Source organism: Chelativorans sp. AA-79, assembly GCF_029457495.1.
Lineage (GTDB): Bacteria > Pseudomonadota > Alphaproteobacteria > Rhizobiales > Rhizobiaceae > Chelativorans.
Map to the genome: position 1 here is coordinate 1,712,472 of NZ_CP120361.1, position 16,111 is coordinate 1,728,582.

General features: G+C 62.5%; 15 protein-coding genes. 6 read left to right on the forward strand and 9 right to left on the reverse strand.

What is annotated here, in order from left to right; translation table 11 throughout:
• Positions 1 to 6: 6 nt before the first annotated feature.
• A complete protein-coding gene (locus PVE73_RS08350; RefSeq protein WP_277366492.1) occupies positions 7 to 1,998 on the forward strand; it encodes a TRAP transporter permease in 1,992 nt (663 codons plus the stop codon).
• A 61-nt stretch (positions 1,999 to 2,059) separates the two neighbouring features.
• Here PVE73_RS08350 and PVE73_RS08355 read toward each other — a convergent pair whose 3' ends face one another.
• Complete coding sequence (locus tag PVE73_RS08355; protein WP_277366493.1) at positions 2,060 to 3,046, reverse strand: amidohydrolase family protein; 987 nt, start codon at positions 3,044 to 3,046, stop codon at positions 2,060 to 2,062.
• A gap of 42 nt (positions 3,047 to 3,088) precedes the next feature.
• On the opposite strand from PVE73_RS08355, the gene PVE73_RS08360 reads away from it, so the two are divergent.
• The 4 genes from PVE73_RS08360 (at position 3,089) to PVE73_RS08375 (ending at position 5,851) form a co-directional block, all read left to right on the forward strand.
• Complete coding sequence (locus PVE73_RS08360; protein ID WP_277366494.1) at positions 3,089 to 3,709, forward strand: nuclear transport factor 2 family protein; 621 nt, start codon at positions 3,089 to 3,091, stop codon at positions 3,707 to 3,709.
• Between the two features lie 172 nt (positions 3,710 to 3,881).
• Complete coding sequence (locus PVE73_RS08365) at positions 3,882 to 4,751, forward strand: fumarate hydratase (protein WP_277366495.1); 870 nt, start codon at positions 3,882 to 3,884, stop codon at positions 4,749 to 4,751.
• Positions 4,744 to 5,418 carry a fumarate hydratase C-terminal domain-containing protein gene (locus tag PVE73_RS08370; RefSeq protein ID WP_277366496.1) on the forward strand — a complete coding sequence of 225 codons (675 nt, stop codon included), beginning with the start codon at positions 4,744 to 4,746 and terminating at the stop codon, positions 5,416 to 5,418. The genes PVE73_RS08365 and PVE73_RS08370 overlap by 8 nt, the downstream gene beginning before the upstream one ends.
• Positions 5,402 to 5,851: a MaoC family dehydratase gene (locus PVE73_RS08375; RefSeq protein WP_277366497.1), complete on the forward strand. Its 450-nt coding sequence runs from the start codon at positions 5,402 to 5,404 to the stop codon at positions 5,849 to 5,851. Before PVE73_RS08370 ends, PVE73_RS08375 begins: the two co-directional genes overlap by 17 nt.
• A gap of 3 nt (positions 5,852 to 5,854) precedes the next feature.
• Here the strand turns inward: PVE73_RS08375 and PVE73_RS08380 are convergent, their stop codons facing one another.
• The 6 genes from PVE73_RS08380 to PVE73_RS08405 all read right to left on the reverse strand — a co-directional run bounded on the left by PVE73_RS08380 (position 5,855) and on the right by PVE73_RS08405 (position 11,653).
• On the reverse strand, positions 5,855 to 6,613 hold the full coding sequence (locus PVE73_RS08380; RefSeq protein WP_277366498.1) for an SDR family oxidoreductase: 759 nt from the start codon (positions 6,611 to 6,613) through the stop codon (positions 5,855 to 5,857).
• Positions 6,597 to 8,150, reverse strand: a complete 1,554-nt coding sequence (locus tag PVE73_RS08385) for a class I adenylate-forming enzyme family protein (protein WP_277366499.1) — start codon at positions 8,148 to 8,150, stop codon at positions 6,597 to 6,599. Before PVE73_RS08385 ends, PVE73_RS08380 begins: the two co-directional genes overlap by 17 nt.
• Entirely contained in the window at positions 8,147 to 8,608 is a 462-nt protein-coding gene (locus PVE73_RS08390) for a MaoC family dehydratase (RefSeq protein ID WP_277366500.1), read from the reverse strand. Before PVE73_RS08390 ends, PVE73_RS08385 begins: the two co-directional genes overlap by 4 nt.
• Positions 8,605 to 9,636: an NAD(P)H-quinone oxidoreductase gene (locus tag PVE73_RS08395; protein ID WP_277366501.1), complete on the reverse strand. Its 1,032-nt coding sequence runs from the start codon at positions 9,634 to 9,636 to the stop codon at positions 8,605 to 8,607. The genes PVE73_RS08390 and PVE73_RS08395 overlap by 4 nt, the downstream gene beginning before the upstream one ends.
• A gap of 35 nt (positions 9,637 to 9,671) precedes the next feature.
• Positions 9,672 to 10,658, reverse strand: coding sequence for a fumarylacetoacetate hydrolase family protein (locus PVE73_RS08400; protein ID WP_277366502.1), 987 nt, complete (start codon positions 10,656 to 10,658; stop codon positions 9,672 to 9,674).
• Positions 10,659 to 10,723: 65 nt separating this feature from the next.
• Positions 10,724 to 11,653: a DUF6282 family protein gene (locus PVE73_RS08405; protein WP_277366503.1), complete on the reverse strand. Its 930-nt coding sequence runs from the start codon at positions 11,651 to 11,653 to the stop codon at positions 10,724 to 10,726.
• Positions 11,654 to 11,760: 107 nt separating this feature from the next.
• Here PVE73_RS08405 and PVE73_RS08410 point away from each other — a divergent pair, with 107 nt between their 5' ends.
• Complete coding sequence (locus PVE73_RS08410) at positions 11,761 to 12,537, forward strand: helix-turn-helix domain-containing protein (protein WP_277366504.1); 777 nt, start codon at positions 11,761 to 11,763, stop codon at positions 12,535 to 12,537.
• Here the strand turns inward: PVE73_RS08410 and PVE73_RS08415 are convergent.
• Positions 12,465 to 14,069 (reverse strand): alkaline phosphatase family protein, encoded by a 1,605-nt coding sequence (locus PVE73_RS08415; protein ID WP_277366505.1) that lies wholly within the window; start codon positions 14,067 to 14,069, stop codon positions 12,465 to 12,467. The two genes, PVE73_RS08410 and PVE73_RS08415, sit on opposite strands and share 73 nt — an antisense overlap.
• Positions 14,070 to 14,555: 486 nt before the next feature.
• The gene (locus tag PVE73_RS08420; protein WP_277366506.1) at positions 14,556 to 16,094 is read right to left on the reverse strand and encodes an alpha-N-arabinofuranosidase; all 1,539 of its coding nucleotides are present in this window, start codon (positions 16,092 to 16,094) and stop codon (positions 14,556 to 14,558) included.
• Between the last annotated feature and the right edge of the window lie 17 nt (positions 16,095 to 16,111).

Here is a 16,111-nt window from a genome sequence, read left to right on the forward strand (position 1 = left end):
ATCCATATGACGGGCCAGATACCCTCCATTCCCGACGGGGAGACCGTCCCCGTCAGGAACATCGGCACGGTGGCGCGCTGGGTCACGCGCATCGCCACCATCGCCTTGATTGTCCTGGGCACGAACCAGACCTTCAATATCAGCTCCAGGCTCAATTACACGATCATCGAGAACCAGTACCTCTACGGCATTCTGGCGCTTGCCATCCCGATGGTCTTCCTGCTGTTTCCGCTGCATGGCAAACTGACGGACAGCAAGCCGACCGTGATTGACTGGGCGCTGGCCGCACTTGCCTTCGGGTGCCTCGGCTATTTCGTCTACTACGCATATCCGATCGTGCTGTTGGGCTGGGAGATGATCCCGCCGCCTTCCGCCATCGTCATGGGGGCCATCCTCTGGGGGTTGATCATCGAGGCCGGGCGCCGCACCGGCGGAATCATTCTCGCCTGCATCGTGGCCTTTTTCTCCTTCTATCCGTTGTTCGCGGACAAGATGCCGGGTCCCATTTCGGCATTCTCGTCCCCGTTCTCCTTCGCCGCGGCCTACCATTCGATGAGCCTGGAGAGCATCCTCGGCATTCCGCTCAAGGCCTTTGCCAATCTGGTGTTCGGGTTCATCATTTTCGGCGCGGCGCTCGAACATACCGGCGCAGGCCGGTTCTTCATCAATCTCGCCTTCGCGCTTCTGGGGCATGTACGTGGCGGCCCGGCCAAGGTCGCCATTGTATCGAGCGGCCTGATGGGATCGCTCAGCGGCTCGGTCGTCACCAATGTGATGACCACCGGTGTGATGACCATTCCCGCCATGCGGCGCTCCGGCATGAAGGGCGTCACCGCCGCGGGGATCGAAACCTGCGCTTCCACCGGTGGCGTGCTGATGCCGCCGGTGATGGGTGCGGCCGCCTTCGTCATGGCCCATTTTCTACAGACGCCTTATGCCAATATCGCGATCGCGGCGGCCGTTCCTGCGTTCCTCTATTTCTTCGGTCTGTTCATCCAGATCGATGCGCGTGCCGCCCGCGATGGGCTCAAGGGTATGCCCGATGACGAGCTGCCTGAGCTCAGGCAAACGCTCAAGGAAGGCTGGCACCACATCTTTGCCATCGTGCTCCTGGTATTCATGCTCCTCGTGATGCGGCGGGAGTCGCTGGCGCCGTTCTACGCGACCCTGGTCCTGTTGGCGATCAATCAGATTTTTTCAAGGACCAATCGCTGGGGCAAAGCGGAAGTCCTGGCATTCCTCGACAGTCTGGCCAGGCTCTTCGCCATCCTTGCCGCTACGCTTGGTGCGGTCGGCATGATCGTGGGCGGTTTGTCTATGACCGGCCTCGCCGGCACGTTGGTCAACGACCTGTTGTTCATCGCCGGCGGCTCACCCTACCTGCTGCTGCTCATGGGCGCCGTCACCAGCCTGATCCTCGGCGTGGGGATGACAGCCACGGCTTGCTATATCTTCCTGGCCATTATGCTAGCGCCGGCACTTATCCAAGTCGGTCTCGACCCACTCGCCGTGCACCTGTTCATCTTCTACTGGGGCATGCTGAGCTTCATCACGCCGCCTGTGGCGCTCGGCGCCTTTGCCGCCGCGTCCGTTGCCAACACACCGCCCATGCGAACCGGTTTCGAGTCCATGCGGATCGGCTCCGTGATCTACTTCATCCCGTTCTTCTTCGTCTTCGATCCCGGGCTTATTCTGGTCGGTGAATGGCAGAACATCGTGTTCTCCATCGTACTAGCGCTGTTCGGGGTCTTCGTCTTCGCGTGCGCCATCCAGGGCTACATGGCGGGTATCGGCCCGCTGTTTTCCCGGAACGCATTGGGCACCCTGCTTCGACTGCCGATCCTGGTGGGCGCGGTGCTGATCGCGCTCCCGGGCGAGGCCATTCCGAACTGGAGCGACACCGATCTCCTGATAATCGGCCTGGTGCTGATCGTGCCGGTCCTGGCCATGGCGTATTTCCTGAACACGCGAGCGCGGGCAACGGTGGCAACAATATGATCGGAACCTTCCGGAGTGCCCCCGTGTCGAGCACCCGCCAGGTGCGGTGTCCGCTAGGTGATCAGAATCCGTATAGGCGGGCGGGGTTGTCGATGAGGATGGCGTTCCGGATTGCGTCGTCCGGCACCATCTCGAACAGCAGGTCGACGAGGTGTCCATCGTCGGGCATGGGCGTCGTCAATACCGGATGGGGCCAGTCGGTGCCCCACAAAATTCGTTGCGGCGCGATCTCCACAAGGGATTGCGCGATCGGGACCATGTCGGAGTAGGGTGCGCCTGTCTCGGATTCGCGCTCCGCGCCGGATATCTTCACCCAGGCCAAATCCCGCTCCATAATCGCGCACAGGTGGCGGAAATATGCGCCGCCGTAGTCGCGGCCGCGGAGGCGGCCCATATGGTCGATGACGTATGGTATAGGAAGCCTGTTGATCCAGTTCTTGAGTTCCGGGATCTGCTCGGCGTCGAAATGCAGCACCGCATGCCAGCCAAAAGGGGCGATGCGCTCCAGAACCCGGTCGATGGCCTTAAGGGGAGGGGCTTCGAGGATGCGGCTCATGAAGTTGAAACGTGCGCCACGCACGCCCACCCCGTCCAGCGCGGCGATCTGCTCTTCGGTACAATCAAGAGGGACGTTGGCAACGCCTCTCGTCGTTTCGGGGAAATCCTTCAGGGCGTCGACCATGGCGCTGTTATCAAGACCGTGACAGCTCGCCTGGACGATCACAGCGCGCGAAATGCCAAGATGCCGGTGCAGTGCGAAGAGCCTTTCTTTTGGCGCATCCGGCGGGTCGTAGGCTCGGTCTTGGCTATAGGGAAAACGATCGGCAGGCCCGAGAATGTGGCAATGGCTGTCGCACGCGCCCGCGGGTAGGAGGAAACGCGGCTTGCTGGGATCGGGATCGGGTGGCGGGCAAGGGATCATCGTGAAGCGTGCTCTCCGGATTGACAGGCTATTTGCCACTGGGTTCGGCAGGATATGAAGATGCGATCCGGAACGTTTTATTAGGCGGAATGCACCGCCGGCGAGAATTGACAGAACTTCGCCCATCCGGGTCTTCTGTCCGCGAGCCACCGGTGGAGAAAATTGCAGATGGCACCCGAACTCGAGAAACGAGTTGCACGAATGGCCGACCGCGAGGAAATTCGCGATCTCGTCAGCAGGGAGCGGTTTGCGCGCGATCAGGGGCATTGGGATGTGATGGCCGAGTGCTTCCATCCGGACGCCCATATCCGCACGAGCTGGTATGATGGCAATGGCGTGGACTATATCTCGGCGACAAAGAAGCTTCTGGAAATGGCGCCGGGCAGCAAGCATTGGGTGTTTCCCGGTTTCGTGCAGATCAACGGAGACAGGGCGACGGTCGAAAGCCCCGGATTGATCATGAACCGCGCTGTGCTGGAAGGCGTGGAGGTCGACTACCAGATCTTTTGCAGATACCAGTCCCGTGTCGAGCGGCGGGAAGGTGTGTGGCGCCTCCTCACCTTTGAAGTGATCTTCGAACGTGACGTCATGAGAACCGTCGATCCGTCCAAGCCGCTGCCGATCGACTGGGACCGTCTGGCGACTTACAGGCCGACCTATCGCTTTCTTGCCTATCTGCAGGATCGTAGGGGCTTCGATCTCAGCAACGATCTGCTGGGAGACGATCGGCCGGAAGCGCTGCAGAAGTTCCACGAAGGCGAAAGCCGCTGGCTTCACCAACTGGATTAGGTTCTTGCACGCGGGTGCGCAGCCTGCGCATCCCACTGCTGCACACCCTCGATCAAGAGGCTTGAGCCACGTCAGTCTTTGTTTCGCTGCACGGAATGTTGCAGCCATAGGTTTGTCGTGTGGCGAGCGTCGGCGTAGTGCAGGGTGGTAGTTCGCGGGAGGAAGGGCGACAGTGGCGATCACCTACCAGGTCATCAGGCAGGCAGCCCACGACCTCTACGGCTGGTCGCTCAAGAAGGTGCCGGATGACACGCAGAAAGCTCTGGCCGAAGCGGAGAAGAACGAGACCGGCGAAGCGTCACGGAAGACACTCCAATTCATGCAGGCCGCTGCCCGCGCGGCCGAGACACAAGATCGCCACGCCTGTTCCGATGCCGGTTTCCCGACCTATTTCGTGAAGATCGGGACGAAGCTGACTCTCGACGGCGACATTCGCCGCGCATTCGTTGACGGTTTCGCGGACCTGGTGGAAACCGTCGAGCCGCCGATCCTGAAGTTCATCACGCATCCCCTGACCTTGGAGCGCAGCTACGAGGGCAAGGATATGCCCATCCTCTCCTTCGACGTGATCGACGGCGCGGACTACATGGAGATCACGTGCTCGCCCAAGGCGCTGGGATCGGGCCGCTGGGCCGACCTGAAGGTTTTCAGCTATCCCAAGATCGCCGAGATCGAAGCCTATTTCATGGATTGCGTGCTAAAGGCAGGCTCGCAGCATTGCCCACCGGTCATCATCGGTATGGGCATCGGCGGATCGTTCGATCACGCCGCTAAAATGGCCAAGCTGGCGACCTTGCGGAAGATCGGCACGAAGCATTCTGATCCGATGATCGCGGCGATGGAGGAACGGCTGCTTGCGGCTGTCAACAAGACCGGATTCGGGCCGATGGGTACGGGGGGAGACACGACGGCGCTGGCCGTGCACGTGGACTATGCCCACGGCCACGGCTTCGTTCCCGTGGCGGTGTGCTTCAACTGCTGGATCAATCGGCGCACGGCGCTGCGCATCGATAACGATGGAAAGGTGACGAGGCTTGAGTAGGGCGACACAGCCGGACGTCCTGCGTCTGACATTGCCATTGTCTACGGAGGAGGCGCGGACGCTCCATCTGGGCGATATGGCACTGCTGGACGGCGAGGTGACGGTCACCGCGGGATTCGTCACGCATGAGCGCGTCATTGCAGCGCTGGAGAAGGGAGAAGAACTCCCGCTCGACCTGCACGGCCAAGCGGTCTTTCACATGGGGGGCAGCTGCCGGCAGGAGAACGGCAAATGGCTGCCCAATTACGTCAATCCGACCACCTCCACCCGGTTCGACGCTTTCATGCCGACGATCATCCGGCGGTTGCGACTGACGTCCGTCGGCGGGAAGGGGGGCATGGGTGCCGAATGCGTCGAGGCGATGCGGGAGACCGGCTGTGTCTATTTCTCGATGCCGGGAGGTGCCGCGCCGCTTTTGTCCGCCGGTGCCGTGGAGCGCTTGGAGACGGGTTGGGACGATCTCATCGAGCAGTTCCGCCTGGCTCGCTATAGGCTCGAGTCCTTCGGCCCCGTGACCGTCGCCATCGATGCCCACGGCAACAGCATGTATCGTAATCTGCAGCAGCAGGCGGCAGGCCGATTGCCGGACATTCTGAGGGAACTTGAGGCGGCGCGAAGCACACCGAAACCTGTTCGGCCTGGAGATGACGATGCCCCGCTTTCTTGAAGACTTCGAGATCGGCGAAACCTGGGTCAGCAGGCCCTATGAGATGACGCAGGAGGAAATCATCTCCTATGCGTTGCAGAACGATCCACAACCCATGCACACGGATCCGGAAAAAGCGGCCGCCGGCCGGTTCGGCACGGTGATTGCGAGCGGCTGGCAGATAGCCGCGCTCTCAATGCGTCTTTTCATCGAGGGCGGGGGCCACGGCGACACACCCGTTGTTGGGCTCGGCATAGACGAATTGCGCTGGCGCAAGCCCGTACGTCCGGGAGACGTGCTCAAGGTCACCCGCGAGGTGATATCGACGGAACGCTCCAAAAGCCGCCCCGAATTCGGTGTCATCCGCAGCAGGGTTACCGTTGCCAATCAGAACGGTGAGGCCGTCATGACGCTCGTCAGCCTCGGGCAGGTGCCTGCGCGTGCGGCCAAATGAGGCTCAGAGGTGCCGCCCTTCGTCGACATTGATGACGATCCCGGTGCTGCTGGTCAGATCGACGATGCCGGCGACGATCGCCCGGGCGACATCGTCGGGAGAGGTGACCTTCCGCAACGGCATCGCCCCGGCCATGGCCTCGAGCTGCTCTCGCGTGCGGCCGGCGACGAATTTCGTGTCCACCCCTGCCGGCGAGACCGAGATGACACGGATACGCGGCGCCAGGACTCTCGCCAGACCGATGGTGAGCGTGTCCAGCCCGCCCTTCGCCGCGCAATAGGCGAGATTGCTGCCGACCCCTTTCTGCGCCGAGAGCGATGACACGTTGACTATGGCGGCGTTCTCGCCTTTTTCCAGCAGCGGCCGCATGGCGCGGATGACGGCGAACGGCCCGCGCAGATTCACGATCACGATCCGGTCGAAGATCTCGTCGGTGAGTTTGTCGAGCTCGTTCAGCGGTATGGTCTGGCTGCTGCCGCCGCTGTTGACCAGCGCATCCAGCTTGCCGTAGCGTCTTCCGATGGCCTCCGCGGCGTCGCAGACGCATCGGGTGTCGTCGATGGCGATGCGCAGGGCCATGTGACCGCTGCCAGCCATCTGTGCGATCAGCGCATCCGCGTCGTCCTTGCTGCTGTGATAGCCGACGACGACCCGTGTCCCGCGTGCCGCCAGCCTGAGTGCGGTGGCGCGTCCGATGCCGCTGCTCCCGCCGGTGACGAGAGCGACGTCGGGATATCCGGTCGGCTCAGTCTGCTGGGCCACTGGCGTCCCCCCAATAGGGCTTCTTGAGTTCCTGTTTCAGGACCTTGCCGACGGCTGACCGCGGCAGTTCGCCCCGCAGTTCGATCCGCGAGACCCGCTGCATCTTGCCGAGACGCGCATTGACCCATTCGCGTATCTGGGCGGGTTCGATCCGTGCGCCCGGCCTGGCGACCACAACTCCGAGCGGGGTCTCGCCCCACTTCTCATTCGGTATCGCGATCACCACGGCATCCTCGATATCGGGATGCTCGCGCAGTTTCTCCTCGATGTCGGAGGCATAGATGTTGAAGCCGCCCGATATGATGACGTCCTTCTTGCGGTCGACCAGCGTCAGGAACCCGTCTTCGTCGAAGACGCCGATATCGCCCGTGCGGTGATAAAGGACGCCGTCCTTGTTGCGCCAGTAGAAGGCCTCGTCCGCGGCCGGGTTGCGAAAATAGCCGGACATCATCATCGCCGAACGGCCGATGACCTCGCCCCGCTCGCCGACCGGCACGTCGTAGCCCTCTTCGTCCACGACCCGGATCTCGTTGCCGGGGGCCGGCTTGCCGACCGTGTGCGCCTTGTCTGGATGGGCCGTCACGTCCAGCATGCAGGTGCACCCGCCCTCGGTCAGCCCATACACTTCGATGAAGCGGCCCGGCCATTCCTGGGCTACGCGTAGTTTGTCGGTAGCGGGCAGGGGAGCGCCGGTGCTTTGTTTCACCCGGAAATGCGTAAGGTTCCGGCCGGCGAAGCTGTCGGCCGAGAGAATGCGTTGATACTGCACGGGAACCAACATGGTATGGGTTGCCGCGTATTTCTCCGCGAGGTCAAGATAGCCCTCGGCGTCGAATTTTTGCATCATGACGACGCGACCCCCGTGCAACAGCGTCATCAGCAGTGGCATCAGCGTCGTGTTGGAATAAAGCGGCGTCGCCAGAAGCATCGTGCTGAAGGGATCGAGGTCAAATACACCGCGTGACGCTTGGCGGTAGCGCATGGCATGCGAATGGACGATGCCCTTGGCCGTTCCGGTGGTGCCGGAACTGTAGATGATATTGAACGCGTTTTCCGGCGGCACCTGCCGCGGTGCCGGCAGTGGGTGCGATCCCGCGACGAAATCGTTGAGTTCACCCGCCTCGCGATCCGGGCGAACCGTCACGATCTCCGGTGAGATGAACGGCTTCAGGGCCCCGAGATATTTGCCGTCGGCAAAGATGAGGCCAGGCGCGCAGTTGCCGATCATGCCGGCGAGGGCTTCGGGATGTGCCGACGTCTGCAGGGGGACGGCGCATTGGCCGGCGGCGATCACCGCGAGATAGGCCGTCACCAGCCCGATGCTCACGTCGCCGAGCAGGACCACACGATCGCCGGTCGATCCGGTTGCGGCAATCGCTCCTGCCATGGCCAGCGTTTCCGTGCGCAATTGCCTCCAGCTTCCTTGGGCATCGCCGCAGATCAAGGCGATGTCGTCGGGACGCTCGGCGGCATGCGCTAGAATGCCGTCGATCACCCGTCCGTCCTCATCCCTGTTCGGCGCAATAGCGAGGTTCATGGATTCTCGATCAACAGAATATGCCGGGCGACAAGGGCGGGTTTCTCCCTCCCTTCGATCTCGATTTCCTCGTCGAATTCGAGCCGCGTGCCGACCGCATGCGCGGCCGCGCGCGCCAGCGACTGCCTGAGGCGGATATGGCTGCCCACGGGAACGGGTGCCACGAAGCGTAAACGGTCATAGCCGTAGTTGAGGCCTCTTCCGCGTTTGCGGATGGCATAGATTTCACGCTGCAGGACCGGGACGAGCGAAAGCAGATAAAGGCCGTGCGCGATCGTGCGGCCCTCGGGCATCTCGCCGCGTGCGCGCTCGACATCGACGTGGATCCAGTGATCGTCGCCCGAAAGTCTGGCAAAATCGTCGATGGCCCGCTGGGTCACCGCGATCCACCCGGAGGTCCCGAGAACCTGGCCGACATAGGCCTTGAGCTCCAGGGCGTGTTCGACCGTGAGCGTCATGTGCACCCCCCGTTGCGCGCGGAACCCGGGCGCGTTTCAGCCAGCGACGTGTCGACGGCCAGCACCACTTTTCCGATCTGCTCGTTGCGGTCCAGAATGCCGTGCGCCTTGCGAACCTCCTCGAAAGGCAGGATCGCGTGGATGCGGTTCACGATGCGCCGGGCTTCGAGCAGTGGCCAGACCTCCCTGACCAGCGCCTCGGCCAGCCTGCCCTTGTATGCGGGAGGCTGCGGCCGGATAGTGGAACCCGAAAGGCTCAGCCGGCGCCGCACGATCTTGCGGATGTTCACCTCGGCCGTTTCGTCCTGGTGGCTGGCGATGAACACCAGACGGCCGTCGGCGTTCAGAAGATCGAGCTGTCTTTGCGTATAGGGTCCCGCCTGCGCATCGAGTATGACGTCGACGCCCTTGCCCGCCGTCAGCCTCAGGATTTCCTTGTCCCAATCGCCACGATAATCGACCGCCGCCTGTGCGCCCATCTCCAGGCAGATCCGGCGCTTCTCGTCCGTGCCGGCGGTGGCATAGACGGTGGCGCGGCGAAGCTGCCGCGCGATCTGGATGGCGGCCATGCCGACTCCGCTGGTGCCGCCCTGGACGAGGAGGGACTCGCCTTCCGCCAGGCGCCCGCCCCAGATGACGTTGTTCCACGCGGTGAAGAAGGCTTCGGGCAGAGCGGCGGCTTCGGCGAAGGTGCACCCGGCCGGCACGGGCATGCACTGCACCGCCGGAACGACGCAGAATTCGGCATAGCCGCCGCCATTGGTCAGCGCGCACACCGCATCGCCGACGGCGATGCCGCTCACCTCCGCGCCGACCGCATCGACGATGCCAGAGACGTCGAGACCGGGTATGGGTGACGCATCGGGCGGCGGCGGATAGAGCCCCCGTCGCTGCTGGATGTCGGGCCGGTTCACGCTGGCGGCGATCACGCGGATCACGACATCCGCCGGTCCCGGTTGCGGCTTCGGCTGTTCGGCGAGATGCAGGACCTCCGGGCCGCCTGCGCCACGGATTTCGACGACGCGCATCGATTCACCTCTCTTGGGAAACAGCCCGCATCGCACTAGGCCTCCCAGTCGTGCACGACAGGATTTGACAGCCGGCCCAATCCTTCCACTTCGATGTCGAGCCTCCCGCTGAGCTTGTGCAGATTGACCGACCGGTGTCCGTTGGGAAAGTTTCCGATGCCTTTTGCCGAAGTTCCGAAACAGATAACGTCTCCAGGCTCGAGGGTGAAGTAGCGACTGGCTTCCGCAACCACCTCTTCGACCTTGAAGCGGTAGCTCGAGGTGGAGTCGACGGCAAAAGGTTCGCCGTCGAACCAACCCTTCACTTCGAGATTGTTTGGATCTGAAACCTCGTCCGCCGTCGTCAGCCATGGTCCCATCGGCCCGAAGGTGTCCGTCGCCTTGGAACGGGTATGATAGACGAAATAAACGTCGCGATCGTCGTCGCCATGGCGCCGCCGCCACGCCAGATGGTGGGGACGGAGCAAGTTCGGTTCGCGGGTGGTGGCGATCGAATCCATGCCGAATTTCATGCCATGAGACGTGACGTCGTTGATGATGGAATAGCCGAAAATGGCCTTGCGCGCCTCTGACACGTCGATTTTCCGGCACTTCTTGCCGATCACGGCGGCAAGCTCCAGTTCGGGGATGGTCTCGCCGTAATGCTCTTCCATGACGATCGGCTTGTTGTGGCCGGTCAGACAGGACGGGGCTTTCAGGAAGAAGTTGGGCACGCCCGGGTCCACATGCGCCGATTTGCGGATGCCCATGTTGTTGAAGGCGACGCCCAGGATCTTCGAGGGGCGGTTCTGCGGGGCGAGCCAGTCGAGGGATTCAGGGTCGAGCGGCGCGGCCTCGCCCCTGCGAAGAGCCTCCTCCACCCGCGCACGTTCGTCCGCCCCGCCTTCGATCAGATCCTGCATCGTGCGTGGCGCTTCGCCGAGATCCGCGCTTTCACACAGTTCGGACAGGAGCAGGGCCGAATTGCCTTTTTTGACGACCAGTGCGGGTTTGCCCTGCCGGCTTATGGTGCCAAGTTTCATGTCGTCTCCTCTGACCTGGAACCGGCGCCGGCCGAGGCCGTCCGGTCGATGCCGCTGCGGCGGTATTAGGCGATGCCGACGAGTTTCGCCGGATTGTCTCGTATCATCACGCGCACGTCGTCTTCGGAGAAGCCGAGCGCCAGGCACAGTTTCACGGCCTGCCTGAGGCCTTCGACGGGGGAGGGGTTGTCTACCTGTCCAAGGTCGGAGCCGATCGAGGAATGCGTCACGCCCGCCGCCTCGATGTGTTCCCTGAGTTCTCCCGGCGCAAAAACGTTGAAGCGGCAATCCACGTAAAGGCAGGCGGACTGCTCTATCAGGGCCCCGAATTCCGCGAGCTCACGGATATCCTCGTAAGTGAAATGCAGCCCGTACATCGGATGGTTGACCAGCAGGCGCTTGACACCGCGTTTCTTCGCCTCGGTGAAAAGGGTCCATATCTCCGAAATGTGCAGATGTCCCGAGGACAGGATGGCGTCGAACTCGGCAATGGAATCGAGGATCTCCTTGACGACGTCGAGAAGTTCCCCATACGCGTCGACCACCGTGATGCCCGGTGACTTCTTCAGTTGAACGTTCGATGCAAGACGCGTCTTTCGGTGCGAGCTTCGGATGTGGTTCGCCGATTGCGCCGTGGGCATCCAGATGAGCTTGGCGCCCATCTTGAGTTGGGCGTCCACGACGAAGGGATTTAGCCCGCCGGTGGAGTTGTTCAGCACGAGCCCGCCGAACATCGCCACATTGTGATGGCCCAGCACGCGGTTCATTATCGGCAGAAAAGGAGCGACCGAATAGTGGTGATCCTTGAACAGGATGCCCCGCATGCCGGTTGCGGCCGCCTGTTCCACCGCTTCGAAATGGTCCAGCTGCCGGGGCATTGTCGAGGGTCCGGAATGGACGTGGAGATCGACCGCGCCCTGCAGCAGCTCGTCAACGATCGCATCGTCGATGTTCGCGATCAACGCGCGAACCTCGGCGCGGTTCTTTTCAGACATCTGCAGGACCCCTCGCTTCGTTTGGCCGGTTTTTGAATTAGAGCTTGACGGCTCGCGGCCACAATGTATCTAGCTGGCATGTTCCATCTGGCGGAATGAGGAGGAGCATGGGGGTCAGATCGGTCCAACGTGCGCTTGCCGTGTTGCAGGAACTGAACCTGCAGCCTTACACCTCGATCGCGCGGCTGCATGCGCGTACGGGCTTGCCCAAGCCGACACTGGTGCGCCTCCTCAGGACGCTCGAAGAAGCCGGTTTCGTGGAGAACGATCAGCGGCTCGGCGGCTATCAGGTGAGCGCGTTGGTGAGCTCCCTGAGCTCCGGATTCCACAAGGAACCCATGGTCGTGGAGGCCGGGCGGCCCTGGGCCATCGCCGTGACGCGCAAGCACCAATGGCCGGTATCGATTTCGCTCCTCGACAGGGATGCCGTTGTCGTACGGTTCTCTACTGTGCCGGACAGCGCGATCTCACCGTTCCATGCCACCGTGAACATGCGGTTGCCGCTCATCACCCGCGGCATGGGGCTGGCCTACCTTGCCTTTACCTGCGAGCCGGAATTCGAGCTGATCGTGGACATGCTGCGGGCATCGGACGACCCCGAGCACGCCCTGGCGCATCATTCGCGCGAGCTAAGGCGGCTCGTGGAACATGTCAGATCCGTGGGCTATGCAACACGTGCTCCGCATGTTGAGCCGAAAAATTCCAATACGATAGCCGTGCCGATCTTCGGCAGCGACAACAAGGTGAAAGCCAGTCTCGGGCTGACTTACTTCACCTCCGCCTTTAAATCCCAGGAGGAGGCCTGCGCGCGCTATGCGCCTGTTCTCAAGGCCGCAGCCTCCGAAATATCGCAAGACCTCGCTCGGCTCAATCGGGCGCCCTGACGCCCGGCACGCTGGTCCGTTTCGTTCCCGGCAGGAGACGACCGACCAACGACAGACTTGCAGGCAACCGCGCTGCCCTCCAGGTAAACCGTGCCATTGATGCGGATGCGCTGAAGCACCTGCTGATATCCATTGAGGCCCGTTTCCAACGTCTCAGGCACCTGAACGATTTCAGGGCGGCCAGAAACATCCGCAAGAACCTCATGGAGCACGCGGCCGGTGGCGGATGCCGGAAGAGGCAACCCCAACAGATGCAGGATGGTCGGGGTGAAGTCGCAGATTCCGGAGGGCACGTCCGACGATACGCCGCAATCCTGGAACGCTGACCCCGCTACCACACCGACTGCAGCGAGCTCTTTCGGATGAAGACCGCCGTGAACACCGAGGCCGGGGCGGCGGTCGCTATCGTACCAGGCGCCGCCAATAAGCCCGAAGTCATCGACTTCGTCGTCGGCCCGGAAGCAGAAATAAGCGTCGGGCGCGCGCTCGTGGTCCGCAAAGACTAGACTGCTCGCGAGGCTGCCATGGGCAATCCCTTCGACGGCATTGCGCGGGGTTGTGAAGATCGGGCCGCACCAGGGCGCTTCGGTCAGGACTTCCACTAGACGACTGAGGTTCTTTTCCGAACGCTCGGCCAGATAAAGCGCGCCGACCTGTCCGGGCACGACAACGACATCCACGCCCGCGGCAGGCGCTGGAGCAAGTGCGAAACCAGCACCCTTCAACTCGTCGATGACGGAGACGCGGCTATGAGCAGTGATATGGCCGTGATCGGACACGATGATGAGTTGGACGCCCCCGGCCTTTCCCTCAGCTTCCCACCAGTCGAGCACGCGGCCGAATTGGGCATCACAAAAGGAGATGATCTCGCGAGTGGCTTGTGCGCCTGTTCCATGAAAATGCGATGTGGTGTCCGGCTCCCCATAGGAAAGGATGGTGACGTCCGGCTTCAGCTTCGGCCAGACGAGATCGAGGAAAACCGAGGTAATCCAGGTCTGGCCGGTGAAATCGGGCTCGCCCTCCGGAGGTGCTGCCGGCAATGCGCCAAACTGCGCTTCGGCTTTGGCCAGCAGGTCGTTTGGGGTGCAGGTCTCTCGAAAATGCCCCGAAAACCGGAGATGTCCGAGCCCCTCGGCTTTGTGATTGAAGAGCCGCGTGGTCCCTGGCGTATTGGTTGCAAGCACTGCCAGGCTCTTGCCCGCGTTGTGGAGCAGTTCACCCAGCGTAGGGGACGTCATCAGGCCGCCATTGCTCTCGCGGTTCAAACGGTCGATGAGGGCCGCGTCGGCCGTGTCGACATAAAGCTGCGGCTTTGCGTTCCGTTCGACATATTTGTTTCCGACCATGCCGTGGGCGCTGGAGGTGGCGCCGGTGACCAGGCTCGGGAACGCGACACGTGTTTCGCTCGGATAGACTGTTCGATGTCGGGAAAGCGTAGCGCCAATCTTTTGTACGCGAACGATGTTCGGCGTGAGTTCTGGCCCGATAAGATCGGGGCGAAGCCCGTCGAAACTGGTAATCAGGAATTTCACTCTGTGTGAACCTGCAAATTGCGCTACGGCGCTTTAGCGGGTCCACGCAACAGTTCTGCAACAGTTGTCGATTAATGCGATTGTAACGTGCCAATTGTCGATAGATCGATTCACGGTGCAAAGGAGCATCTCGTTTGTGTCGGATCACCGAAGCAAGTCGGCATCAGATTCGACCGCATTATCGACGCATGCAGCAAACTCTTAAAGTAAGAGGCAGCATGAACCAGGGCAAGGGCCCGCTACAGACAAGTGCTGTGGTGATCGGCAATGGGCGCGACTTTCCCGACCATCATGCGGATTTAACGGCGAGTTCCGTTGATCCTTGCTGTTCCCGCGTCCGGACAGCGGCGAGGGGAGGCGATCTACGGTAGCATGCGGAACCGCAGCCCGTCTCCGGTTGCCGGATTCGGGCTGCCGTCCCGGCACCCCGAACAGAGATGTCGACAGGAATTCTCCCATGCCATTTCAGGCGGTCACCAATTGCTGTCAGCGTGTCCGCATGCGTATCACGGTCCATGACGCCTCTGGAAGCGTCACAACCACGGCGCTTCCGTGCACCTCGACGCCTGGCAGTTCCTCCGGGCGGACCCTGTCCGGCTCCCCCCTCGTGTTGGTCGCCTGAAGATCGGCGTTGTGCAGGGTGTGGGCGCGTTCAAGCGACAACTCGCCGAAGCCGCGCGCGGTAACGTTCATCTTCATCGGCTCGTCGAGATGCCGGTTCAGCGCGAAGAGCGTCAGCGTGCCGTCACCGTGGGTAGCGGCGAGCTTCAGGTAGGGCACCTCTGGCAGCGGGAAGCGCAGGTCGTCCTTGCCACGCGGGTCGTAGTAGGTCGCCGAATAGGTCGGGCAGTCGACCTGAGCCGTCAGTACCGTGCCGTGGCCGAGATTGGCGAAGTCGGCGAAGGGCCAGAAGATCGTCTGCCGCCAGGCGGCTCCGCCCGGCTCTGTCATGATCGGGGCGATGGCGTTGACGAGTTGCGCGAGACAGGCGGCGCGGACGCGGTCGGCGTGGTTGAGCAGCGAGATGCAGGCGCCGCCGAAGGCCAGAGCATCCTCCATCGTGTAGACTTCCTCGAGGATCGGCGGTGCCACCGGCCAGCCTTCGCGCACTCGGGTGTTGCCGCGGCGGGTGCGATACCAGACGTTCCACTCGTCGAAGGACAGCATGATGCGCTTGGAGGAGCGGCGCTCGGCGGCGACGGCGTCGGCGATTGCGACCACTTCCTCGATGAAGCTGTCCATGAGGTCGGGGCTGGCGAGGAACGCCGCCGTGTCCCCGGCATAGTTGTTCAGATAGGTGTGGAGCGAGATATACTCGACATGGTCGAAGGTGTGCTCGAGCACGACCCTCTCCCACTCGCCGAAGGTCGGCATCGTGCGGGAGGAGGAGCCGCAGGCGGCGAGTTCGATCGAGGGATCGACCAGCTTCATCATCTTGGCCGCCTCGGTCGCGACCCGGCCATACTCCGTCGGCGTCTTGCGCTCCATCTGCCACGGGCCATCCATCTCGTTGCCGAGACACCAGAATTTCACGCTATGCGGCTCCGGCCAGCCGTGCTCCCTGCGCAGATCCGACAGGGTCGTGCCGCTGGAGTGGTTGCAGTATTCGACGAGACGGCGCGCCGCATCGGGGCCCCGCGTGCCGAGGTTGACCGCGAGCATGGGGTCGATGTTCGCCAAGCGGCACCAGTCCATGAACTCGTTGGTGCCGAATGTGTTCGGCTCGGTCGATTCCCAGGCGAGGTCGAGGCGACGCGGGCGCTTCTCGACCGGGCCGACACCATCCTCCCAGTCATAGCCCGAGACGAAGTTGCCGCCGGGGTAGCGCACGATCGTAGGGCCGAGCTCACGCACCAGCTCGAGCACGTCGCCGCGGAAGCCGCGGGCGTCCGCACTGGGGTGGTCCGGCTCGTAGATCCCGCCATAGACGCAGCGGCCAAGATGCTCGACGAAGGCGCCGAACAGACGCCGGTCGGTCTCGCCGATGGCAAAGTCGCGGTGGAGAAGAACTTCGCTGTGGGGCATGGGATACTCCTTAAGCC

Excerpts from the sequence above, each read along its gene's own strand:
- PVE73_RS08395 (WP_277366501.1), bottom strand. The coding sequence starts at position 9,636 with ATGCGCGTCGTCGAAATCCGTGGCGCAGGCGGCCCGGAGGTCCTGCAT.
- PVE73_RS08390 (WP_277366500.1), bottom strand. The coding sequence starts at position 8,608 with ATGACGCTCACGGTCGAACACGCCCTGGAGCTCAAGGCCTATGTCGGC.
- PVE73_RS08385 (WP_277366499.1), bottom strand. The coding sequence starts at position 8,150 with ATGAACCTCGCTATTGCGCCGAACAGGGATGAGGACGGACGGGTGATC.
- PVE73_RS08410 (WP_277366504.1), top strand. The coding sequence starts at position 11,761 with ATGGGGGTCAGATCGGTCCAACGTGCGCTTGCCGTGTTGCAGGAACTG.
- PVE73_RS08355 (WP_277366493.1), bottom strand. The coding sequence starts at position 3,046 with ATGGGCGAAGTTCTGTCAATTCTCGCCGGCGGTGCATTCCGCCTAATA.
- PVE73_RS08360 (WP_277366494.1), top strand. The coding sequence starts at position 3,089 with ATGGCACCCGAACTCGAGAAACGAGTTGCACGAATGGCCGACCGCGAG.
- PVE73_RS08350 (WP_277366492.1), top strand. The coding sequence starts at position 7 with ATGACGGGCCAGATACCCTCCATTCCCGACGGGGAGACCGTCCCCGTC.
- PVE73_RS08405 (WP_277366503.1), bottom strand. The coding sequence starts at position 11,653 with ATGTCTGAAAAGAACCGCGCCGAGGTTCGCGCGTTGATCGCGAACATC.
- PVE73_RS08400 (WP_277366502.1), bottom strand. The coding sequence starts at position 10,658 with ATGAAACTTGGCACCATAAGCCGGCAGGGCAAACCCGCACTGGTCGTC.
- PVE73_RS08375 (WP_277366497.1), top strand. The coding sequence starts at position 5,402 with ATGCCCCGCTTTCTTGAAGACTTCGAGATCGGCGAAACCTGGGTCAGC.
- PVE73_RS08420 (WP_277366506.1), bottom strand. The coding sequence starts at position 16,094 with ATGCCCCACAGCGAAGTTCTTCTCCACCGCGACTTTGCCATCGGCGAG.